This window comes from Flavobacterium amnicola (assembly GCF_004122165.1).
Taxonomy (GTDB): domain Bacteria; phylum Bacteroidota; class Bacteroidia; order Flavobacteriales; family Flavobacteriaceae; genus Flavobacterium; species Flavobacterium amnicola.
On sequence record NZ_SBKO01000003.1, the window covers coordinates 121,244 to 142,657 of the forward strand.

The following is a 21,414-nucleotide window of genomic DNA, read 5'->3' on the forward strand; positions in this document are numbered from 1 at the left end:
GGCTTAATTTTTTTGTTGTTAATAATGATTTTTCTAGACTATCTAGTAGATTTTATGGGTTTCCCATTTTTAGTTTTGACAATAACCACACCGTTTTTAGCCTTTTCACCATAACGTTCAATGGCTTCATCGTCTTGATAAATGGTTATCGATTCGATTTCTTGTTTGTTGAGCGGATAATAAGGAGAAGAAGGGTTGGGCCCAAACATTTCCTTCTCGGTATATTCTACTCCGTTAATAATATAGAGCGGGTTTTTCAATTCAACGATGGTTTCTAAATCCTCTGAATTTTGAATGTCAGAAACTTTTTTATCCGTTGCTTTTCCATCCACGACTACCAAAGGCGCTGCTTTTCTTGCGACTTGTTTTTTACTTTCCGAATCTTGTCTAAGGTCAGCGACTTCTTCGGCTGCTTTAGCTTGTTTCACGCCAACGGCTCCGTACATTTGACCTTTTGAAAAAGAATCATCCTCTTTTTTATCCTTGGAAGGTGCTTCCATAGGACTTGCTGCGGCCTCTACTTTTTCTTCCATTGTTGCTGCCGAAATTTCATTGACTGCTACAGGAGTTGGATTGTTTAGTTGTATTTCTAAAACTTTTTCTGCTTTTACTTTATCCAACGGACTTTCGTTTTGCGCCGCAACAATTGCTGTTGAATCATTTTCAATGGCAGAAGAAATAGAATCATTGACCACAACCGTGTTTTGCGGCGTTGGTATTGTTTTTTCCTCTTCTTTTAAAAATTGATAAGCAAACATAGTTCCCACTACTACAGAAGCCGCAATGGCAAACTTTTTCCAGGAAGTGTTAGTTCCTTTTTGTTCGACATACACTTGCGTATCGAGTTTGGCATCTACGCGCGACCATACTTTTTCCATTCCAGGAAAATCTTTGGTTTCCGAGGTATCGGCTGCCTTTTTAAATTGTTCGAATAAATTATCTTGATGTTCCATTACTTTGCTTTTTGATAATAAAGATTGTTTACTAAATCTTTTAATTTTGATTTTGCCGCATTCAATTGTGATTTGGAAGTGCCTTCCGAAATATTTAGCATAGCGGCAATTTCCTTGTGCCCGAAACCTTCAATAGCAAACAAATTGAAAACCGTTTTGCAACCTTCCGGAATAAAATTGAGTAAATTCAATAAGTCTTCTTCTTCCAATTGGGTATCCGTGGCGCTTTGTGGCTGAATTTTGAACGAATGGTCTTCCAAATACAAATTGAAATTCACATTTTTCTTCAATTGATGCAAGCATTGATTCACTGCAATTTTTCGAGCCCAACCTTCAAAGGCACCAATTTCTTTCAACTGATCCATTTTGGTAAAAATGATGTAAAAGGCATCGGCCAATACTTCTTCAATTTCTTCCTCTTTTTTGAGATAGCGCTTACACACCCGATATAATTTGGGTGCTAGTATCTCATACACCTGACGTTGTGCGTCTCGGTGCATTTTTTTACAGGCGATTATTAGATTTTCGTTTATCACAATGAATGTCTTTATAACTAAAGAGAACAATATTTATAAAAAGGTTGGGAAGGATGTAAAAAAAATAATTTTTACTGCAAAGCACCGTTTTTGATTTTATTAAAATTCGTTGATAGGTAAAGGTTTAACTCACTTTACCATATTTAAAATTTCTTTTTCCAATCTGTCAAAATTTTCTTCATTTTTCGGTTCCGCAAATTTTCTAATTTTTTCACAGCCCTCAATGGTATCAAAAATCATCAAAAAGGAAATCTCTGTTTTTGAATCATCTTCCTTTTTAAAACCAATTTCCATGTCAAAATAGGGTTGTGACACTCTTGTCCAAGCAATTAATTTAAGTGGTTCGATTATTTTAAAAACAGATGAATTTTCATAATTACCAATTTCAGGACCATGCATGGTAAGAATCCATTTTCCGCCAAGCTTTAAATCAAATTCATGAATTGTATTGGTAAAACCTTCTGGTCCCCACCAATTTTTTAAATGTTTTGGATTTGAAAATGCTTCATAAACAGTTTCAATAGGATGATTTAAAACTCTCGAACTAAAAATTTCACGATCAGAATTTGGATTCATAATTTCAATCTTAGGTTGCTTATTTTGTGTTCAAAACCAACTTGTAAATAGTAGCATTCAAATCTTCCGTGTCGTTGTCTTCACAAAGTAAAAAAGTGAGCTCTTCTTTATTTTTTTGGTAGAGCGTCAGACCTTCAAATTTATGTTTGTCGGTAATTTGAATTGATTTCTCTAATTGAAAGGTTTCTAAATCAATACGTCCAATAATACTTCCCAATACTTCACCATCTTCATAAGTGGACGTGGTATCTTCGGCAGCGGCAAGGAAATAAATCTTTTTGTCAACCAAAATGGCATCTGTAAAACTGGTTTCTACATGTTTGATCTTCGGTAATTGTATTGGAAAAAATGTTATTTCATCGGGTTCTATGCCTATTTTAATAATTCCGTTTTTAGAATTTGCACCATTTCCGCGTTGAAACAACAATAATTCTTTTCTATAAAATAAAGCCCCTTCAATATTCAAATCATCATCTGAAATATTGAATTTGGTTTTGATATTTTGATAAATCGGACCTAAATCTTTCTCTTTTATTTTTTTATTTTCAAGATGGTACGAAAACGTTCGATTTCTATTTTTTGTAGAACCAGAACCAAAAATATGTAAGTTATTGCCTTCTCTAGTAATTGCTTCAAAATCGGGTTTGTCTTTTTTTGCAATGTTTTCCTGTGGATTTTCAACTAGTTCAATTTTATGTAAATTCTTATCTATAATTTGATATTCATACAAATACGAACTGTTATCGGAAATGATATAAAGCGAATCGTTATAGTGTAGAATGCCACTGGCAGAACCAATTCCTTTGAGAGTAAGGTAAGCTAAAAGTTGAAATTTTTCCATATATTTACTATTCTACTAACAAATATAAATCAAAACTATGGCTGTTTTTAATCCAGACGATTTTAAAATTACCAAATCTTTTCAGTTGAAAGATTTTCCGACAGAATTGGACAACGATTTGAAAGACAAAGCAAAAGAAATTTTATTGGATGAAGTTCAAAAGCCCTTGAGTGAATGGCAAGACGTTATGTATGCCCACAACCGCTATGGCGTACTTATTTGTTTGCAAGGGATGGACACTTCGGGAAAAGACAGTTTGATTCGTGAAGTTTTCAAAGAATTTAATCCACGTGGGGTATTGGTACATAGTTTTAAAACACCTAATTCAACGGAATTGGAGCACGATTATTTGTGGCGTCATTATTTGGCTTTACCTGAAAAAGGGAAGTTTGCCGTTTTTAATCGAACACATTATGAAAATGTACTGGTGACTCGTGTACATCCGGAATATATTTTGAATGAAAATTTACCTGGAATCGAAAAAGTAGAAGACATTACACCGCAATTTTGGGAAAACCGTTTTGAGCAAATCAATAATTTTGAAAAGCACATTACACAAAACGGCACGATTATTTTAAAATTTTTCTTTTACATGAGTAAAGAAGAACAACGCAAACGTTTGTTACGTCGCTTGGAAGAAGCCGAACATCATTGGAAATTTTCGCCTGGCGATTTAAAAGAACGCGAACGTTGGGACGATTATATGAACTACTACGAAGAAGCCATTAATAAAACGTCCAAACCAAACGCACCATGGTTTATCATTCCTGCTGATGACAAAGAAATGGCGCGCTATATGGTAGGAAAAATTATTTGGGAAGAAATGCAAAAATATACCGATGTCAAAGAACCGGAATTAGACGAAAAAGTAAAAGCCAATTTTGCAGAATTTAAGAAACAATTGGAAGGTTAAAGTTTGTAACCATAAGCCAATCGCAAGGCGAATTGTCCGGTATCGAATTTTTGCAAGTTTTCATAGCGTAAACTAATATCGATGTGTTTGGTGGCGATGCCAATTCCTGGATTCCAAAGGGGAGAAATACCCATTCCGGTAGTACTAAAGCCAGCGCCAATTTCGCCTAAAACATACACTTGTTCTCCTATATGGGATTTGAAACCTACTTTTGCTGGTACATATGCCAAATCGGGAAGTTCATTGCTGAAAAAATGGGTATAACCGGTGGTTCCAATTAAAGAAGTCTTTAAAGTGATATCATATTGAAAGCGTCCGTCTATGCCAACAGCCCCTGAATAATTATTCATAGTGATGCCACCACTAATGCCATAGCCAAGACGCATATCACCTACTTTTTTTTGTCCGAAGACGGTTGTTGTTGCTAAAATGAAGAGGATTAAGAATAAAGACTTTCCTTTAGAATTCATATTTTTATTGATTTAAAGTGTTTTTATTTAACTCGGAATCCTTGTTAATTATTGTATTTTTGTCAAAATTTCTAAAATGAAACTTTCTACTTATACTCGAGAATTCAAAGAGAATATTCAACTGGCATATCCTATTATATTGGGAATGTTGGGGCATACGCTTGTGGGTATTGTAGATAATGTTATGGTTGGTAAATTGGGAGCTACCGAGTTAGCGGCGGCGTCTTTGGCCAATAGTTTTGTGTTTATTGGAATGTCACTTGGAATTGGTTTCTCGACAGCGATTACACCGCTTATTGCAGAAGCTGATGGTGAAAATAGCTTGGTGAAAGGACGAAGCGTGTTTCATCACGGATTGGTTTTGTGTACGATATTAGGATTTTCGTTATTCGGATTAATTTACATAGCGAAGCCTTTGATTGTGTATATGGGACAGCCGAAGGAAGTAGTAGCATTAGCAAAACCCTTTCTAGATTTAGTTGCTTTTTCTTTAATTCCACTGATTATTTTTCAAGGATACAAACAGTTTGCCGATGGAAAAGGGGAGACCAAATACGCCATGTGGGCAAATCTACTTTGTAATGTGGTGCATTTACTATTGAATATTGTTTTGATTTACGGGGTTTGGATTTTTCCTAAAATGGGCATGATGGGAGCTGCAGTAGGAACGGTTATTTCACGTTGTATCATGTTGATTTATATTCATTTTGCTTTAAAATCGAAAGCTAAATTTCAACCCTATTTTGACGGATTTAGTTTGAAAGGAATAGGGAAATCAATGACGCAAAAAATTATCAGTTTGGGATTGCCTTCGGCGATGCAAATGTTTTTTGAAGTGGCTTTGTTTACAGGAGCTATCTGGTTGTGTGGTACCATTGGAAAAACCAGTCAGGCCGCCAATCAAATTGCATTAACATTGGCAACATTCACTTTCATGTTTGTGTTGGGCTTAAGTGTGGCTGGAACGATTAGAATCGGAAATCAAAAAGGAATTGGCGATTTTATTAAGTTGCGAATTGTAGCACGTTCTATCTTTTTGTTAGCCATAATTGTGCAAGGAACTTTCGCTTTGTTATTTGTTCTATTGCACAATATATTACCGGAATTGTTCGTCAATACCGAAAATGTTTTACAGTTAAAAGACAATGCAGAAGTGATATCAATTGCTTCTAATTTGATGATCATTGCGGCTATTTTTCAAATTTCTGACGGCGTACAAGTAGTCGTTTTAGGAGCTTTACGCGGCATTCAAGATGTAAAAATTCCGATGTATATTACTTTTGTAGCCTATTGGGTTGTAGGATTTCCTATTTCAATTTATCTAGGCAACAAAGCACGAATGGGAGCAATCGGGGTTTGGATTGGCTTGCTTGCCGGTTTAACGGTTGCCGCACTTTTTTTGTATCTTCGCTTCAATAAATTATCAAAAAAACTAATAGTTCATCATCATTTAGATTAGGAATTTTATCCTAATTACTTAATCTTAAATCCTTATAATATATGGAATTACCAAAATTCGTTTTAGCAGACAACTCTGATTTTCCCGATGATATTTTTATCATTCATTTAGAATACCCACGTTTTTTAATTAATTTGAAAGATGATTCGGTTGAATTTATCGAAGAATTAGATGACGAAGACGAACACGAAATGGAAGCTGAAATGGAACATTTAATTACATTGGCAGGCGAATTCTATGATCGCGAAATGGAACGATACGAAGAGTAATTTTTTATATTCTATTAAAGTACAAAGAGTTAGGGTTAAAAACTTTAACTCTTTTTTTAGAAATTATTTTAATACCAATCGGTATTTTTTATACCTTTGTGCTTTACAGCGTAAGTTAAAATGTCAAAAGCAGATCGTACCAAGCAATATATAATAGAAAAAACAGCTTGCATATTCAATACCAAAGGATATGCAGGGACTTCTATTAATGATTTGATTGAGGCAACTGGATTGACTAAAGGTAGTATTTACGGTAATTTCGAAAATAAAGATCAGGTGGCTTTGGCTGCTTTTGATTACAATTTTGAACGTTTGGTGTTATACATTAGAAGTAAAATGGACGCTAAAGAGACTGTGGTTGAGAAGTTATTAGTCTACCCGGAAACGTACCGAAATTTTTTGACGAATCCCATTTTGATTTCTGGTTGTCCAGTTACAAATACATCAACTGAGGCCGATGATACGCACCCATTACTACGAGATAAAGTAGAAGGGGCTTATAATTTTTGGAAAAATTCTCTTGAAAATCATATTAATAACGGAATTAGTAGCGGTGAAATAAAGTCAGATTTGAATATTAATGAATTCATTTCTGTGTTTATTTCGATTATGCAAGGGGGTATTTTACAAGCCAAAGTGACAAAAAAAATGAATTCTCTTAATTCTTCAATGGATTATCTGGAACGTTACGTACTTTCTATAAAAAAGTAAAAAAATTTACAAAAAAATATACCATTTGGTATTTTTTATAAATATAATGGAATGAAAGAATTGGATAAAATAATCGAAAGTAAAGTCAAAATTAGATTTCCGGATTGTGATCCGTTCAATCATTTGAATAATTCCAAATACATTGATTACATTATCAATGCAAGAGAAGACCAGCTTTTAGAATCGTATGATTTTGACGTTCATAAAATAGTCAGAGAGCAAGGACTAGGCTGGGTCGTGGCACAAAATCAAATTGCTTATTTATATCCTGCCACTTTAATGGAGACGGTTGTGATTCAATCGCAATTAATAAGCTTTACCGACAAATCTCTTGTGGTCGAAGCCATAATGTGGGATGAAAATAAAACAAATGTAAAAGCGGTATTGTGGACCAAATTGGTGCATTACGATTTAAAAATTAACCGAAGTACAATACATTCTGAGGCGTTAATAGCATTTTTCAAACAAGTTGAAAATCCACTACCTAAGGCATTTTCATTTGAAGAACGATTGGAAAATTTAAAATTATCACTGAGAATAACCCCAAGTAAAAATTAATAAACACAAAATGTAATGAGAGAAATGAGAAAAATTTATGCAGTTTTAACTGCTGTTTTAGGAATTGGTGCTGTAAATGCGCAAAGCATAAAAACGGTACGTGGTTTTCATCATATTGAAAGCGTAGTAAGTCATGATGATCATCTTTTTATTGCCGATATTGGTGTGACTTTAAGTCCAAAAGACAAAGATGGAGACGGTAAAATCTTGAAATTAGATAAAGAAGGGAAAATTGTTAATCCTTATTTTGTTAGAGAAACATTACATGCTCCTAAAGGGCTAGCAGTAGATGGAAATGTATTGTTTTTAACGGATATTGATAAAGTAATGGCTTTTGATGTCAATACAGGAGATAAATTATACGACATTGACTTTAATGGGAAAACGTCATTTTTGAATGATATTGCGGTATTCGATAAAAATACACTTTATGTTTCGGCAACCGATGTAAGCAAACTTTTTAAAGTAGATTTGGCCAGCAAAACATTCTCAGAAGTTGTAATTGAAAAAGAAGTACCAGGTGTTAACGGATTGTATGTGGATAAAGCAGCGTCTCGTTTATACGTAAATGGTTTCGGAACCAACGGAAGTCAAAACGGAATCATTGGATACATTAATTTGAATGACAACAAATTCACACAAATTACTTCCATTGAAGGGTATTACGATGGGATTCATATTTATGAAGGCGTAGTTTATTTTTCGAATTGGATGGCTTTTGAGAAAAAAGGAATTTTAGCTACAATGACACTGGCAGATAATAAAATTGGTGTTTTCAAAATGGATGATTTTATCAATGGACCAGCTGATTTTACCGTTTTTAAAAATAAATTAGTAGTGCCTGGAATGGCAGACGGAACCTTAAACTTTATCTCAATTCCTTCAAAAGAATCGTTATATATCCACTAAAAAATCAAAAGGATATTATTTAAAATATTTTTTTAGTAACAAAAAAGCAGCAGCAAACGGTGAAATTTCATTGGTTGACACTGCTTTTTTGTTTTCTTCCAATAATTGAATAATCTCAGGATTGTTATAAAAGTTATTTTTCAATTGGTCATTAATTGTTTCCATTAACCAATACTGATTCTGATTGGCTCTTTTGGTATTGAAATAGTTATTTTCTTTAGTCAAATGGAAATATTCCTCAATGATCTTCCAAACCGAATCAATGCCTTCTTTTTCAATAGCACTACAAGTAGTGACCGTTGGAGACCAACCCGAATTCTTCATAGGAAATAAATGCAAAGCTCTATTGTATTCGGTTTTCGCCAATTTGGCTTTCGTAATATTATCGCCATCGGCTTTATTGATCACAATCAAATCGGCCATTTCCATGATCCCGCGTTTAATTCCTTGCAGTTCATCTCCAGCACCAGCCAAATTTAAAAGTAAAAAGAAATCCACCATACTGTGCACAGCCGTTTCACTTTGACCCACACCCACCGTTTCAATTAAAATGGTATCGAACCCACAGGCTTCACACAACATAATACTTTCACGCGTTTTTCGAGCCACACCACCCAAACTCTCTCCGGAAGCACTCGGACGTATAAAAGCATTTTCATCCTTTACCAATTCTTCCATTCGGGTTTTATCCCCCAAAATACTACCATGTGAAATCGAACTACTCGGATCCACCGCCAAAACAGCCACTTTTTTTCCAAGTGAAGTCAAATATTTTCCAAAAGCTTCAATAAACGTACTTTTCCCAACACCGGGAACACCAGTAATTCCAATTCGAACCGATTTATTAGCATGTGGTAAACAACCTTGAATGACCTCATTGGCTTTTTCTAAATGTTCCGGATTTGTGCTTTCAACTAATGTAATGGCGCGACTCAAAGCCGTTTTATCTCCGTTTAAAATAGCAGTAATTAATTCGTTTGCAGAAGGTTGCCGCTTTCTAAAATGTTGAATTTGAACCACAGATTTCGCACTAATGCTATCGGGTTGCTCGATGCCATCGTTTTCTTTTAAGGCCGATTTTTTAGAATTCTGGTTCAAAGTGTATTCTTTTCTGTAAAAATAAGAATTTTTTGAAGCGATTTCCCGCTATCCGCTATATCTTTTTGTTTCGGTGGCTGAGGTTCTCGTCTTTGGTGGCTGAGGTTCTCGAAGCCACCAAAACAAAAAGGATGCCGCTTTTATCGGGGCTAGGGGTACAACTTTGCTACAAATCTTTGCATTCCTTGTGGTTAAGTTTATTAAATTTGTTGAAATTAGATTTCAATGAAAAAACAAATAGAAGCCATTTCAATTATAGTAACAATTTTAATTACTTTTTTATTAGGGTATTTTTCAATTGAATTTTTTAAAAGTTATGGCTGGTCGGTATTTGTTTTTGCACCCGTTCTTATTGGCTTTTTGCCTTCATTTATCGTTGGTAAAGCGGATGGAATTTCAAAAAAGAAAAGCTCTAAATTGGGTTTTGTAACTCTTGCTTTTTCATGTTTGGGATTGCTATTATTTGCTTTTGAAGGAATAATTTGTATTATAATGTCATTACCAATTTTTATGTTATTGACTTGGATAGGTTCCTATTTGGGGTATTTTTTAAGTGTAAAACAAAAAATATCTAGCAGTAATATTACTATAATTTTATTATTTTTTTCATTCAGTTTTATGGGGTTTGATTATGTAAAAAAAGAACCAACATTGATTCCAGTAACAACTACAATTGTTGTAAATTCTTCAGTAGAAAAAGTATGGAAAAATGTAGTAACTTTTAATAAGATTCCCGAACCAAAAGAATTAATTTTTAAAACTGGAATTTCTTATCCAACCGATGCCACAATAAAAGGAAAAGGGGTTGGAGCAATTCGATATTGTAATTTTACTACAGGTAGTTTTGTGGAGCCAATTACAACTTGGGATGAGCCTAATTTATTACAATTCAATGTTGTAAAACAACCAATTCCTATGAATGAATGGAATCCGTTTTGGGATATTCATCCCCCTCATTTAGATGGCTATTTTCGTTCTTACAAAGGTCAATTTAAATTAATTGAAATGACAGATAATAAAACCAAATTAGAAGGAACTACTTTTTATAAAGTAGCTATTCAACCCGAATTTTATTGGGAAGTTTGGTCAGATTTTATCATACATAGAATACATGAAAGAGTTTTAAATCATATTAAATTAGAAAGCGAAAAAAAAATATAAAATGTCAATTGCACCCGAACTTCTATACAAACTCCAACAAGTAGTTGGCGAACACTATGTGTTTACTGACGAAGAAACCCGTAAACATTACGGTCACGACGAAACCGAAGATTTGAGTTTTCCGCCCAATGTGGTAGTAAAACCCGCGAATGCTCAAGAAATTTCTGCCATTATGAAATTGGCCAATACCTATTATACCGCTGTTGTTCCCATTGGTGGACGTACCGGTTTGAGCGGTGGCGCTTTGTGTATCTTGAAAGGAATTGGTTTGTCTACTGAAAGACTAAACAAAATCATTGAAATCGATGAAAAAAACGGACAAGTAATTACCGAACCAGGTGTGATTACGCAAGTACTGCGTGATGCTGTGGCCGAAAAAAACTTGTTTTATCCAGTCGATCCAAGTAGTATGGGAAGTTGTTTTATTGGAGGAAATATTGCTGAAAATTCCGGTGGAGCAAGAGCCGTAAAATATGGGGTAACTAAAGATTATGTGTTGAATCTAGAAGTGGTATTGCCTAACGGTGAAATCATCTGGACGGGTGCCAATACCTTAAAAAACTCAACAGGTTATAATCTAACACAACTGATGGTGGGCAGTGAAGGCACGCTTGGAATTGTTACCAAAGCAGTACTGAAATTGTGGCCAAAAAACAATCATAATGTACTAATGCTGGTTCCATTTTTTAAAGCAGAGCAAGCCTGTGAAGCGGTTTCAGCCATTTTTAGAGCGGGAATTGTACCAAGCGCCTTAGAATTTATGGAGCGCGATGCCATTGATTGGACTTTAAAATTTGTGGATGGAATAAGTGTGACCATTCAACCGGAACATCAAGCGCATTTATTGATTGAAGTCGATGGTAATTATCCTGAAATTTTAATGCTAGAAGCCGAAAAAATCATGGAAGTGGTCGAGCAATTTGAAATTGATGAAGTCTTGTTTGCTGATACCGAAGAGCAAAAAAATGCCTTATGGAAAATGCGTCGTTCAGTAGCCGAAGCTGTTAAAGCAAATTCGGTGTATAAGGAAGAAGATACTGTAGTGCCTCGATATGAATTGCCAACCTTATTGAAAGGAATCAAAACCATTGGAACTAAATACGGATTCCAATCGGTTTGTTATGGTCATGCCGGTGATGGAAACCTACATGTGAACATCATCAAAGGAAATATGTCGGACGAGAATTGGAAGACAGAAGTGCCTAAAGGCATCCGTGAAATTTTTGAATTGACGGTGTCGTTAAAAGGGACACTTTCCGGTGAACATGGAATTGGTCTAGTGCAAAAAAACTATATGGACATTCGCTTTTCGAAAAGTCATTTGGAACTGATGGGACAAATTAAATACATTTTTGATCCGAATAACATCATGAATCCTGGGAAAATTTTGCCTGAGAATTTATAATTATTTAGAATTGTAAAAGTCTAATAATACCGCATCAGCATTCTTAAAAGTGGGTGGTTGTTCTGTAATGGAAGCCACTCTTTTTTTATTGAGTTTCATGGTGATATCGGCTTCAGTAGTGAAGAGTAACACCGACATAAACGGATTGTTGATATACGGAATGGCTTCCGCTTCCAATTGGTCCAAATCAACAATCTTCTCAATTTCCTGTAAACCCTCTTTGTAGATTTTATGCGTCACCGATAATTTTAAAACACCATCTTCAACCGCTGTTCTAATATAAATATTTTGCAATTCGGGTTGCCCTATGGTTTTAGCCAAAGTCAATTTTGCAAAGGTTTTGTTTTCAATACTATTTCGAACGGTTTGGAAAAATTGAGTGTAGGTTTCAGTATTCGGCATATGAAAAAATATTTATACAAAGATAAGGGTACAATATTATATATAAATCTTTTGACTATGAATTCACGAATAATTTTTGAGTTGGAACTTTTTTTAAATTAATTAGTGTATTCGTGGCCAACTTGATTTTGGAAGAAAGTAATATTAGATTGAAAAAACAATCAATCGGTTTTCAATTTTTACTTCCGCAAAGCCAAAGGTTTTGGCAATCCATGCCATAGTTTCTTTCTGATACATAAAAACGTGGGTATGGTCATTTTTGTAATACCAAGTTGAAAAATCGATTTCTGGACTATTTAAATGCGTCATACAATACAATTTTCCATTAGGTTGCAAAAGTTTTTGTAATAATCCGAATTCTTTGTCAGGATGATGAAAGTGTTCTATGACTTCGCAACAGGCAATGTAATGGTATTGTTTTTCTAATACATCGGGAAACGGATGAAAATAGGGATCGTATTCAACGATTTGATAACTATTGTCACGAAGCACTTTTGTAATTGCTGAGCCGGTTCCTGCTCCAAAGTCTAATCCAAAATCTTCTTTCGAAAAATCGGTCAAAATTCCATTCGTAATCGGGGAAACAAAGTTTTGGTATCCTTGGTCTTCAACATCATTATTGTGAAAACGGTAATGTTTTTCTTCGTTTTCAAAATCCATGTATTGGTCAGGATGTAAAAAAATGCCTTTGCAAGTACCGCATTCTAAATAGATTCTAGATTTGTAATCACAAAATAGTGCACTAGTGTTATGACAAAGCGGACAAGATGGATTCATGTTAGTTTAGTGTGAATTTTAAAATCCAATCCAACATTTCCTTTTTCTGAATAGCATTGGCATGGTCATTCATATCATTGTGAATGGTATTGGGTAGTTTTTGAATCGTAATATTGAATTTTTTTTGTTCTTCATCGGATGGTAGTACGCCTTCATCTGCCACTTGATCACTCGAACGCAACGAATAAATTTTAGGGTTGTCCGTTCTAGGGAAAGCTACTCTTCGTTGGTCTAAAGTTATCAGCTTATATACCAATTTGGGATATTTTTGAGTAAAAGTTGTTGAAATATCGCCACCCATAGAATGTCCGATTAAGATGATTTTATTGAAATTTAATTTTGGATAACGCTTTTTAAAATCCTTTATCAAATATAAAATATTGGCAGCGCCGCTTTCCCAAAATGGTTTTCGCACCACCTGAATGTCTCCGGTAGCTGGCATTATTGGGTCAGTTGGTAATTCGTGTTGGATACTGGCAACCAAATAGCCTTTTTGGGCTAATGCTTTGGCTATAAACGAATAGCCTTTGTTGGCGCCTGGATTATTAAAGTTATAGCCGTGCCCAATAATAACTAAAGGTGTATTTTGAATTTTCTTTGGTAGATATATTGCCACTGGAATTTCACGATTTCTGCTTTTGTCTAACAGCTTGATATCTTTTTCTATTTGTGCCGAAAGGGATAGGCTGAATAATAGGAGTAGAGCGGTAATTTTTTTCATTTTCAAATATAAAAAATCCCTAACTACAAATGGTAATTAGGGATTGTTTTATTGTGATAATTTAAATTATTCGTGAACCAAAATCCATTCGCCTGAAGCTAACATGCTTTCTGCTTTCTTGAATTTCATCGTTTCCGTTTTTCCACTCATAATGTGTTTGATGGTTACATTATCATTACGGTTGATTTTCGGTTGGTCACGTACAATCGTTTCCGTTACTTGATGGTGTTGTGGTTGTGTGTTCCCCGCTTCACGATTACGCTCGGCTTGTTCTTCCATATTCAACACGTCGTCTTTGATTTCGTTGTATTTTTCGCGACGGACTTCTTCGTGCGCTTCCTGAATGTTGTTCTGTAATGGTAAATCGGCTTTGAACAAGAAAGAAATTACTTCTTTGTTAATTCCGTCTAACATCTTTTTGAACAAATTGAAGGCTTCGAATTTATAAATCAATAATGGATCTTTTTGTTCGTGAACGGCTAATTGAACCGATTGTTTCAACTCGTCCATTTTACGTAAATGTTTTTTCCACGCTTCGTCTACAATCGCTAAAGTGATGTTCTTTTCGAAATCGGCTACCAATTGTTTACCTTGGCTTTCGTAGGCTTTTGGTAAATCGGTCACCACATTTAAGGTTTTAATTCCGTCAGTAAAAGGAACAATAATACGCTCGAATTGATTGTTTGGATTTTCGAATACATTTTTAATAATAGGGAAGGCCTCTTTGGCATCTCTTTCATTTTTAGCAATGTAATACTCGTTTGCTGCATGATATACTTTTCCAGTAATTTCAATATCTGTCAATCTCGCGAAATCAGCTTCAGAAACAGGTGAAGTAATCGATAAGAAACGAATCAATTCGAACTCGAAGTTTTTGAAATCTTTCGATAATTTATTTTTCTCTACAATGGCATCACACACATCATAAATCATGTTAGCAATATCCAGTTTTAAACGCTCACCGTGTAAAGCATGACGACGACGTTTGTATACTACTTCACGTTGTGAGTTCATCACGTCATCATATTCTAACAAACGCTTACGAGTTCCAAAGTTGTTTTCTTCTACTTTTTTCTGCGCTCTTTCGATAGACTTGGTCATCATTGAATGCTGAATTACTTCACCTTCTTTCAAGCCCATTCTGTCCATGATTTTCGCCACACGATCCGAACCAAACAAACGCATTAAGTTATCTTCTAATGAAACATAGAATTGAGAACTTCCTGGATCTCCTTGACGACCTGCACGACCACGTAACTGACGGTCTACACGACGAGAATCGTGACGCTCGGTACCAATGATCGCTAAACCACCTGCTTTTTTTACTTCGTCAGTCAATTTAATATCGGTACCACGACCTGCCATATTGGTGGCAATGGTTACTACGCCTGGTTTACCAGCTTCAGCAACGATTTGTGCTTCTTGTTTGTGTAATTTAGCATTTAATACGTTGTGTTCTACACCACGCATTTTAAGCATACGACTTAATAATTCAGAGATTTCAACTGAAGTTGTACCAATTAATACTGGTCTTCCTGCTGCTGAAAGTTGTTGTACATCTTCTGCAACGGCGTTGAATTTCTCACGAACCGAACGATAAATTAAATCTTCTTTATCAATACGAGAAATTCCTCTGTTTGTTGGAATTTCTACTACGTCTAATTTGTATATTTCCCAAAATTCACCAGCTTCTGTTACTGCTGTACCTGTCATACCTCCCAGTTTGTTGTACATACGGAAGTAATTTTGAAGTGTAATAGTAGCGTAAGTTTGCGTAGCGTCTTCAATTTTTACATTTTCTTTCGCTTCAATCGCTTGGTGTAGACCATCAGAATAACGACGACCATCCATGATACGACCCGTTTGCTCGTCTACAATCATGACTTTGTTTTCCATGATCACATACTCGGTGTCTTTTTCAAACAAGGTATATGCTTTAAGTAATTGCGTTAACGTATGGATACGCTCGCTTTTTACCGAGAAGTCAGCAAATAAATGTTCTTTTTGTTCTGCTTCTTCTTCTTTTGAAAGGTTTTCTTTTTCGATACGGGCAATTTCTGTTCCGATATCTGGTAAAACGAAGAAGGTTGGATCGGTATTTTTTGACAATTCTTGAATTCCGCTTTCGGTTAATTCAACTTGATTGTTTTTTTCTTCGATAACAAAGTACAAGGCTTCATCAACAGCCGGCATTTTACGGTTGTTGTCTGCCATGTATTCATTTTCGGTTTTTTGAAGTAATTGTTTTACACCTTCTTCCGATAAGAATTTGATTAACGCTTTATTTTTTGGTAAGGCACGGTGTGCTCTTAATAATTGGAACCCTCCATCTTTGGTATTTCCTGCCGCAATTAATTTTTTAGCTTCGGTTAAGAAGCCATTGGCTAATTGACGTTGAATTCCAACTAAATCTTCAATTTTTGGTTTTAATTCGTTGAACTCGTGACGGTCACCATCGGAAACTTGACCAGAAATGATTAATGGCGTACGAGCATCATCAATTAATACTGAATCGACCTCGTCGACAATGGCATAATTGTGTTTGCGTTGCACCAAATCATTTGGCGAATGCGCCATATTATCACGCAAATAATCGAATCCAAATTCGTTATTTGTTCCGTAGGTGATATCGGCATTATAAGCATTTTTACGAGCATCAGAATTCGGTTGGTGATTGTCGATACAATCAACTGTCATTCCGTGGAATTCGAATAAAGGTGCTTTCCAGGTACTATCACGACGTGCTAAGTAATCATTCACGGTTACTAAGTGTACACCATTTCCAGTTAATGCATTTAAATATAACGGTAGGGTAGCTACCAACGTTTTTCCTTCCCCAGTTTGCATTTCGGCAATTTTACCTTGATGTAAAACTACACCACCGATCATTTGCACATCATAGTGAATCATATCCCAAGTGATGGCTTTTCCAGCCGCATCCCAAGAATTCGACCAAACAGCATTATCTCCTTGAATCGAAATGTAAGGTTTGGAACCTGATAATTCTCTGTCTTTAGGAGTTGCCGTAACTGTAATTTCTGTATTTTCTTTAAAACGACGAGCCGTTTCTTTTACTACAGCAAAAGCTTCTGGAAGAATGTCGTTTAATGTTTTTTCTGAAATTTCATATGCTTCTTTTTCCAAAGCATCGATTTGAAGATATACTTCCTCACGAGCATCGATATCAACGATGGCTTCTACTTCGCTTTTTAGTTTTTCAATTTTAGCGTCTTTGTCTGCGCGAGCTTGTTTTATTTTTTCTTTGAACTCGGCAGTCTTTGCTCTTAATTGATCGTTTGAAAGTGCTTGAAGGCTACTTTCGAAAGATTTTATTTTAGTAATAATAGGCTGAATGGCTTTGACGTCTTTTTCTGATTTGTCGCCAACAAATGCTTTTAATATGCTGTTTATGAAGCTCATAATGGTTTGTTTATAATGTGTGCAAAAATAACCAAAAAAAAAGTCTCCAATGAGACTTTTTTAGTAGGTTGTATGATTAATATTCATCCTCATTCCAAAGATAATCTTCGTCTGTTGGATAATCAGGCCAAATTTCTTCCATTGACTCATAAATTTCTCCTTCATCTTCAATAGATTGCAGGTTTTCTACCACCTCAAGTGGAGCACCAGTTCTAATGGCATAGTCGATTAATTCGTCTTTAGTAGCAGGCCACGGAGCATCACTTAAATAAGATGCTAATTCTAATGTCCAATACATTGCTGTAAATTTTTAATTTATGCAAAAATAATTTTTCTACGTAAAAAATCAAGTTTTTTTTGATTTATTTTCAAATCTTTTTAAGAACGTGTTTTTTTAATACTTAATGTCCTGTTTTTAGGGTTTCGTAATACGCGTTGTTACGGACCAATTTATTTTTAGAACAGTACTTTTTTGCTAACGGAATACGGCTTGCTGGATACTATTTTCTAGGTATCCATTGTACCTCGTTTGCGTTCAAATCATGGGACAACTTTCGTGCCAAGACAAAAAGGTAGTCAGAAAGTCGGTTTAAATACTTTAAAACAAGTTCATCTGTAGGTTCTATGTCATTAAGATGTGTGGCTAAACGCTCAGCGCGACGGCATACACAACGAGCAATATGACAATATGACACAGTAGTGTGACCTCCAGGCAAAACAAAATGCGTCATAGGTGGTAATTCGGTTTCCATGGTATCGATTTCTTTTTCAAGATATTCAATATCGGCTTCTGTGATACCAAGATTTTGTAAGCGTTTTTCACCATTTTTTAAAACTTCCTTTTCAGGAGGAGTGGCTAAAATTGCACCCACAGTAAATAATCGGTCTTGAACCTCAATTAAGACATTTTTATACAAAGGATTGATTTCCTGATCACGTATCAGTCCGATATAAGAATTTAATTCGTCAACGGTGCCGTAACTTTCAATACGGATATGGTGTTTCGGGACCCTGGTACCACCAAATAATGCCGTGGTGCCTTTATCTCCGGTTTTGGTATAGACTTTCATTTTTTTGTTTATTTGTGTATTCGTTGATTTGTAAGTAAACTATAATTAATTCTTATTGAATTGTTGTTTTTGAATTTATTGTATCCAAATTTAATTTAGTTGTAAATTTCTAAAAAATGCTTTTCAAAGATAATAAAACAATACCTTTTAAAAGAAAAAAAAGACTGCTCGAAAGCAGTCTTTAATTTAATAAAACCAGTTGTAATTAGTATCCGAAAATTTCTTCTAATGTGATTTTCTTCACTTCACCTAATTTTTTCATGTCATCCATTGCTACTTTTTTCTCAGAAGCAACGATAGCATAAGTATACGGTTTTTCAGAGAAATAATTCTTATGGAAGTCTTTAAGATCAGTCATTGCTATTCCATCAACAGAAGCGTATAATTTTTTTCTTGCATCTTCTTTCAATCCTAATTGTTTCGCATTTAGATAATTGAAAATAATATTATCTTGAGTAATTCTTTCGGTTTGGATGTCTTTTTTAACTTGAATTTTAGCTAAATCTAAGTTGGCAGGAACTTCTGGTAACTTCGTTAACAATTCGTTCATAGCTACTGTTGCTTCGTTAAATTTATCTGCTTGACTTCCAACATAGCTCATCATATAATATTGGTCTTCTTTCTTTTGTGGAGCTACATAAAAACCAAATGTGCTATACGCTAAGGCTTTACTTTCACGAATAGTTTGGAATACTAAAGATCCCATTCCGCCACCAAAGTAGTTGTTGAAAACGTTTACAATAGTGTTTTTATTTGGGTCGAAAGTTTCCGTGTTTCTGATCCATCGTGTTTCTGCTTGCACCATGTCATAATCAGTAAACAATACTTGATTTGAAGTTTGTGCTATTTGTTTGAATTCTTTAGCTGCAGGAGTTGCAGTGAACGTTGTAGGTACTTTGTGGAATGCTTGCAATTGACTTACCAATGTTTTTAATGGGGTTGGACCATAGTACACTACAGTTTGCTCGTAATTGTTTAGATTTTTGATTCGATCCATCAATTCTTGAGCAGTTAGCGCCTCTAATTCTGCATTCGATAAACTATTGTTGAATTTGTTTTTTGGACCATACATGGCAATACTTGTTAAGCCTTGTAAGATAGCACCTTTATTAGCTTTATTATCTTTTCTAGATTTTGCAATTCTAGCTTTTAATGCTTTTAATGCAACATCATCAGCTTTCACATTGGAGATAACCTCTTCGTATAATTTTATAGCGTTTTCGAAGTTTTCTTGTAATCCTTCAATGTTTACCGTAGTGAATTCTTCACCCGTTGTAATCGTGAAACTGCATGCGATTTTGTAAAACGCTTTTGAAATTTCTTCAGCAGTCATTTTATCCGTTCCTAAAAACTGAATGTACTGAGAGGCTAACGATTGTTTTAAGTCGTTTAAAGAACCAATTTTATAACGGTATTTCAAACGGAAAATATCATTGTCTTTGTTGGCAACATATAATACTTCAGCATTTCCTAATTTAGATTTTTGAATGTCTTTATCGTAATCTAAAAACACAGGAGCCGATGCATTACTTGGCATTGCATTGATTTGTTTTAAGAAATCAGATTGTTTGTCAGCATTAGTTTCTACTGGCGTAATTTGTGGTTTTTCGATTTTAACTTTGTTTTGGTTTTCCCCTTTACGTTTTAAAATGGCCACATAGTTTTCTCCTAAGTATTTGTTTGCAAAAGCAACGATGTCTTCTTTTTTGATTTTTGATAAATCATTTACATACGCAACTTGATCTTTCCAGTCTAATTCAGAAGTGAAAGCATCCATTAAAGTACTCGCTCGGTCAGCGTATTTTTCAGTTTCGTAAATTTTGGATTTTTTGATGTTATTAATGATTGAAGTAATCAAATTGTCGTCAAAATTTCCTTTTTTCAAATTTTCAATTTCTGCTAAAACTAAAGATTTTGCTTCTTCTAAAGTTTGTCCGTTAGTTGGTGCGGCAGATAAATATAAAATACCGTGATCAATCAACGTATAAGTGAAAGCACTTGCTCTAAGTAATCTTTGTTTTTTGACCAAATTAAGGTCTAATAAACCTGCTTTCCCATTAGTTAAAACTTGGCCTACTAAATCAGCTAAAAGCGCATCTTTGTCTTTGTTACCTGGAAGGCGGTAACCAATAGTTATATTTTCAGCATCTGGGCCAGTAATTTCTTGTATAATAGGAGCAGTGATAGGTGCTTCTGGTTTAAAAGTGTATTTGTCAATTGGTTTGGCTTGCATATAAGCAAAAGCTTTATCAATTTTTGCAATTACTTCATCCGGATTAAAATCACCTGATAATATTACTCCCATGTTGTTAGGAACATAATATTTGTGGAAATATTTTCTGATTTCTACTAGTGAAGGGTTTTTTAAATGTTCAACCGTTCCAATAGTGGTTTGTAAACCGTAATTGTGATTTTTGAATAAGCTAGCAAATAAGTTTTCGAAAACTTTACGTCCATCATTGTCCAATGTTCTGTTTTTTTCTTCGTAAACCGCTTCTAATTCGGTATGGAAAATACGTAAAACTGGATTTCTGAAACGTTCTGCTTGTACCGCTAAATATTTGTCTAACGAACTACTTGGAACATCATCAGTATATACGGTTTGTTCAAAAGAAGTGAAGGCATTAGTACCTTGCGCTCCCATTGCAGTCATTAATTTGTCATATTCGTTGGCAATAGCATATTTACTTGCTTCACCTGAAACTTTATCAATTTCTTTATAGATGTTTTTTCTTTCCGTACTGTCTTTCGATTGGTTGTATTTTTCATACAACGCATCAATTTTGTCTAATTCTACTTTTTCTTTAGCCCAATCTAAAGAGCCATATTTATCTGTTCCTTTGAAAAGCATGTGCTCCAAATAATGTGCTAAACCAGTATTGGTTGAAGGGTCGGTCTTGCTTCCTGCTTTAACCGCAATATACGCTTGAATTCTTGGGTCTTTTTTTGTTGGACTTAAAATTACGGTTAACCCATTTTTTAAAGTGTAAAATCTCGCTTTGGTTGGGTCGTTGCTTACAAATTTGTATGTATAACCATTACCTGAAGCTTGCTTCCATTCAAATTGATTTTGGGCAACACCAACAGCTGATACTAATGCAGTTGCTAGAGTCAATGTCAGTTTTTTTAGCATTTGTTTGTAAATTATTTTAGTTTATTAAATTC

General features: G+C 34.8%; 21 protein-coding genes. 8 read left to right on the top strand and 13 right to left on the bottom strand.

The features are described from left to right. Positions 1-38: 38 nt before the first annotated feature. The 4 genes from EQG63_RS08825 to EQG63_RS08840 form a co-directional block, all read right to left on the bottom strand. Complete coding sequence (locus tag EQG63_RS08825; RefSeq protein ID WP_129436010.1) at positions 39-953, bottom strand: hypothetical protein; 915 nt, start codon at positions 951-953, stop codon at positions 39-41. Then, complete coding sequence (locus EQG63_RS08830) at positions 953-1,453, bottom strand: RNA polymerase sigma factor (RefSeq protein ID WP_164974490.1); 501 nt, start codon at positions 1,451-1,453, stop codon at positions 953-955. Before EQG63_RS08830 ends, EQG63_RS08825 begins: the two co-directional genes overlap by 1 nt. A 165-nt stretch (positions 1,454-1,618) precedes the next feature. After that, the gene (locus EQG63_RS08835; RefSeq protein ID WP_129436012.1) at positions 1,619-2,065 is read right to left on the bottom strand and encodes an SRPBCC domain-containing protein; all 447 of its coding nucleotides are present in this window, start codon (positions 2,063-2,065) and stop codon (positions 1,619-1,621) included. Positions 2,066-2,084: 19 nt separating this feature from the next. Continuing rightward, positions 2,085-2,906, bottom strand: a complete 822-nt coding sequence (locus EQG63_RS08840; protein WP_129436013.1) for a DUF6929 family protein — start codon at positions 2,904-2,906, stop codon at positions 2,085-2,087. 37 nt (positions 2,907-2,943) lie between these two features. Between EQG63_RS08840 and EQG63_RS08845 the strand changes: the two genes are divergently transcribed. Beyond that, positions 2,944-3,819: a PPK2 family polyphosphate kinase gene (locus tag EQG63_RS08845; RefSeq protein WP_129436014.1), complete on the top strand. Its 876-nt coding sequence runs from the start codon at positions 2,944-2,946 to the stop codon at positions 3,817-3,819. On the opposite strand, the gene EQG63_RS08850 is transcribed toward EQG63_RS08845, so the two are convergent. Beyond that, positions 3,816-4,289, bottom strand: coding sequence for a hypothetical protein (locus EQG63_RS08850; protein WP_129436015.1), 474 nt, complete (start codon positions 4,287-4,289; stop codon positions 3,816-3,818). The genes EQG63_RS08845 and EQG63_RS08850 overlap by 4 nt on opposite strands. A 76-nt stretch (positions 4,290-4,365) precedes the next feature. Between EQG63_RS08850 and EQG63_RS08855 the strand changes: the two genes are divergently transcribed. From EQG63_RS08855 to EQG63_RS08875, 5 genes are all read left to right on the top strand, one after another. Continuing rightward, positions 4,366-5,748: an MATE family efflux transporter gene (locus EQG63_RS08855; protein WP_129436016.1), complete on the top strand. Its 1,383-nt coding sequence runs from the start codon at positions 4,366-4,368 to the stop codon at positions 5,746-5,748. A gap of 41 nt (positions 5,749-5,789) precedes the next feature. Continuing rightward, positions 5,790-6,017 carry a hypothetical protein gene (locus EQG63_RS08860; protein WP_129436017.1) on the top strand — a complete coding sequence of 76 codons (228 nt, stop codon included), beginning with the start codon at positions 5,790-5,792 and terminating at the stop codon, positions 6,015-6,017. A 120-nt stretch (positions 6,018-6,137) separates the two neighbouring features. Then, positions 6,138-6,728 (top strand): TetR/AcrR family transcriptional regulator, encoded by a 591-nt coding sequence (locus EQG63_RS08865; protein WP_129436018.1) that lies wholly within the window; start codon positions 6,138-6,140, stop codon positions 6,726-6,728. Between the two features lie 51 nt (positions 6,729-6,779). Continuing rightward, positions 6,780-7,286: an acyl-CoA thioesterase gene (locus EQG63_RS08870; protein ID WP_235827825.1), complete on the top strand. Its 507-nt coding sequence runs from the start codon at positions 6,780-6,782 to the stop codon at positions 7,284-7,286. Between the two features lie 24 nt (positions 7,287-7,310). Then, the gene (locus EQG63_RS08875) at positions 7,311-8,195 is read left to right on the top strand and encodes an NHL repeat-containing protein (protein ID WP_129436019.1); all 885 of its coding nucleotides are present in this window, start codon (positions 7,311-7,313) and stop codon (positions 8,193-8,195) included. A 15-nt stretch (positions 8,196-8,210) separates the two neighbouring features. On the opposite strand, the gene meaB is transcribed toward EQG63_RS08875, so the two are convergent. Beyond that, a complete protein-coding gene (gene meaB, locus EQG63_RS08880) occupies positions 8,211-9,293 on the bottom strand; it encodes a methylmalonyl Co-A mutase-associated GTPase MeaB (protein WP_129436020.1) in 1,083 nt (360 codons plus the stop codon). Between the two features lie 225 nt (positions 9,294-9,518). On the opposite strand from meaB, the gene EQG63_RS08885 reads away from it, so the two are divergent. Together EQG63_RS08885 and EQG63_RS08890 are read left to right on the top strand one after the other, a co-directional pair. Continuing rightward, positions 9,519-10,454: an SRPBCC family protein gene (locus EQG63_RS08885; RefSeq protein WP_129436021.1), complete on the top strand. Its 936-nt coding sequence runs from the start codon at positions 9,519-9,521 to the stop codon at positions 10,452-10,454. A 1-nt stretch (position 10,455) separates the two neighbouring features. Next, the gene (locus tag EQG63_RS08890; RefSeq protein ID WP_129436022.1) at positions 10,456-11,859 is read left to right on the top strand and encodes an FAD-binding oxidoreductase; all 1,404 of its coding nucleotides are present in this window, start codon (positions 10,456-10,458) and stop codon (positions 11,857-11,859) included. Here EQG63_RS08890 and EQG63_RS08895 read toward each other — a convergent pair whose 3' ends face one another. The 7 genes from EQG63_RS08895 to EQG63_RS08925 all read right to left on the bottom strand — a co-directional run bounded on the left by EQG63_RS08895 (position 11,860) and on the right by EQG63_RS08925 (position 21,382). Then, positions 11,860-12,261 (bottom strand): hypothetical protein, encoded by a 402-nt coding sequence (locus EQG63_RS08895; RefSeq protein ID WP_129436023.1) that lies wholly within the window; start codon positions 12,259-12,261, stop codon positions 11,860-11,862. A 144-nt stretch (positions 12,262-12,405) separates the two neighbouring features. Further along, positions 12,406-13,038 carry a class I SAM-dependent methyltransferase gene (locus EQG63_RS08900; protein WP_129436024.1) on the bottom strand — a complete coding sequence of 211 codons (633 nt, stop codon included), beginning with the start codon at positions 13,036-13,038 and terminating at the stop codon, positions 12,406-12,408. 1 nt (position 13,039) lies between these two features. Then, on the bottom strand, positions 13,040-13,759 hold the full coding sequence (locus EQG63_RS08905; protein ID WP_129436025.1) for an alpha/beta fold hydrolase: 720 nt from the start codon (positions 13,757-13,759) through the stop codon (positions 13,040-13,042). Positions 13,760-13,825: 66 nt separating this feature from the next. Beyond that, entirely contained in the window at positions 13,826-17,179 is a 3,354-nt protein-coding gene (secA, locus tag EQG63_RS08910) for a preprotein translocase subunit SecA (protein WP_129436026.1), read from the bottom strand. Between the two features lie 76 nt (positions 17,180-17,255). Then, positions 17,256-17,477, bottom strand: a complete 222-nt coding sequence (locus EQG63_RS08915) for a DUF2795 domain-containing protein (RefSeq protein ID WP_002986941.1) — start codon at positions 17,475-17,477, stop codon at positions 17,256-17,258. A gap of 202 nt (positions 17,478-17,679) precedes the next feature. Next, on the bottom strand, positions 17,680-18,249 hold the full coding sequence (locus EQG63_RS08920) for a cob(I)yrinic acid a,c-diamide adenosyltransferase (protein ID WP_129436027.1): 570 nt from the start codon (positions 18,247-18,249) through the stop codon (positions 17,680-17,682). Between the two features lie 205 nt (positions 18,250-18,454). Further along, on the bottom strand, positions 18,455-21,382 hold the full coding sequence (locus tag EQG63_RS08925; protein ID WP_129436028.1) for a M16 family metallopeptidase: 2,928 nt from the start codon (positions 21,380-21,382) through the stop codon (positions 18,455-18,457). Between the last annotated feature and the right edge of the window lie 32 nt (positions 21,383-21,414).

Bases quoted from the DNA above. Each gene is read 5' to 3' on its own strand.
- EQG63_RS08825 (WP_129436010.1), bottom strand. From the start codon at position 953: ATGGAACATCAAGATAATTTATTCGAACAATTTAAAAAGGCAGCCGAT.
- EQG63_RS08830 (WP_164974490.1), bottom strand. From the start codon at position 1,453: ATGCACCGAGACGCACAACGTCAGGTGTATGAGATACTAGCACCCAAA.
- EQG63_RS08835 (WP_129436012.1), bottom strand. From the start codon at position 2,065: ATGAATCCAAATTCTGATCGTGAAATTTTTAGTTCGAGAGTTTTAAAT.
- EQG63_RS08840 (WP_129436013.1), bottom strand. From the start codon at position 2,906: ATGGAAAAATTTCAACTTTTAGCTTACCTTACTCTCAAAGGAATTGGT.
- EQG63_RS08845 (WP_129436014.1), top strand. From the start codon at position 2,944: ATGGCTGTTTTTAATCCAGACGATTTTAAAATTACCAAATCTTTTCAG.
- EQG63_RS08850 (WP_129436015.1), bottom strand. From the start codon at position 4,289: ATGAATTCTAAAGGAAAGTCTTTATTCTTAATCCTCTTCATTTTAGCA.
- EQG63_RS08855 (WP_129436016.1), top strand. From the start codon at position 4,366: ATGAAACTTTCTACTTATACTCGAGAATTCAAAGAGAATATTCAACTG.
- EQG63_RS08860 (WP_129436017.1), top strand. From the start codon at position 5,790: ATGGAATTACCAAAATTCGTTTTAGCAGACAACTCTGATTTTCCCGAT.
- EQG63_RS08865 (WP_129436018.1), top strand. From the start codon at position 6,138: ATGTCAAAAGCAGATCGTACCAAGCAATATATAATAGAAAAAACAGCT.
- EQG63_RS08870 (WP_235827825.1), top strand. From the start codon at position 6,780: ATGAAAGAATTGGATAAAATAATCGAAAGTAAAGTCAAAATTAGATTT.
- EQG63_RS08875 (WP_129436019.1), top strand. From the start codon at position 7,311: ATGAGAAAAATTTATGCAGTTTTAACTGCTGTTTTAGGAATTGGTGCT.
- EQG63_RS08885 (WP_129436021.1), top strand. From the start codon at position 9,519: ATGAAAAAACAAATAGAAGCCATTTCAATTATAGTAACAATTTTAATT.
- EQG63_RS08890 (WP_129436022.1), top strand. From the start codon at position 10,456: ATGTCAATTGCACCCGAACTTCTATACAAACTCCAACAAGTAGTTGGC.
- EQG63_RS08895 (WP_129436023.1), bottom strand. From the start codon at position 12,261: ATGCCGAATACTGAAACCTACACTCAATTTTTCCAAACCGTTCGAAAT.
- EQG63_RS08900 (WP_129436024.1), bottom strand. From the start codon at position 13,038: ATGAATCCATCTTGTCCGCTTTGTCATAACACTAGTGCACTATTTTGT.
- EQG63_RS08905 (WP_129436025.1), bottom strand. From the start codon at position 13,759: ATGAAAAAAATTACCGCTCTACTCCTATTATTCAGCCTATCCCTTTCG.
- secA (WP_129436026.1), bottom strand. From the start codon at position 17,179: ATGAGCTTCATAAACAGCATATTAAAAGCATTTGTTGGCGACAAATCA.
- EQG63_RS08915 (WP_002986941.1), bottom strand. From the start codon at position 17,477: ATGTATTGGACATTAGAATTAGCATCTTATTTAAGTGATGCTCCGTGG.
- EQG63_RS08920 (WP_129436027.1), bottom strand. From the start codon at position 18,249: ATGAAAGTCTATACCAAAACCGGAGATAAAGGCACCACGGCATTATTT.
- EQG63_RS08925 (WP_129436028.1), bottom strand. From the start codon at position 21,382: ATGCTAAAAAAACTGACATTGACTCTAGCAACTGCATTAGTATCAGCT.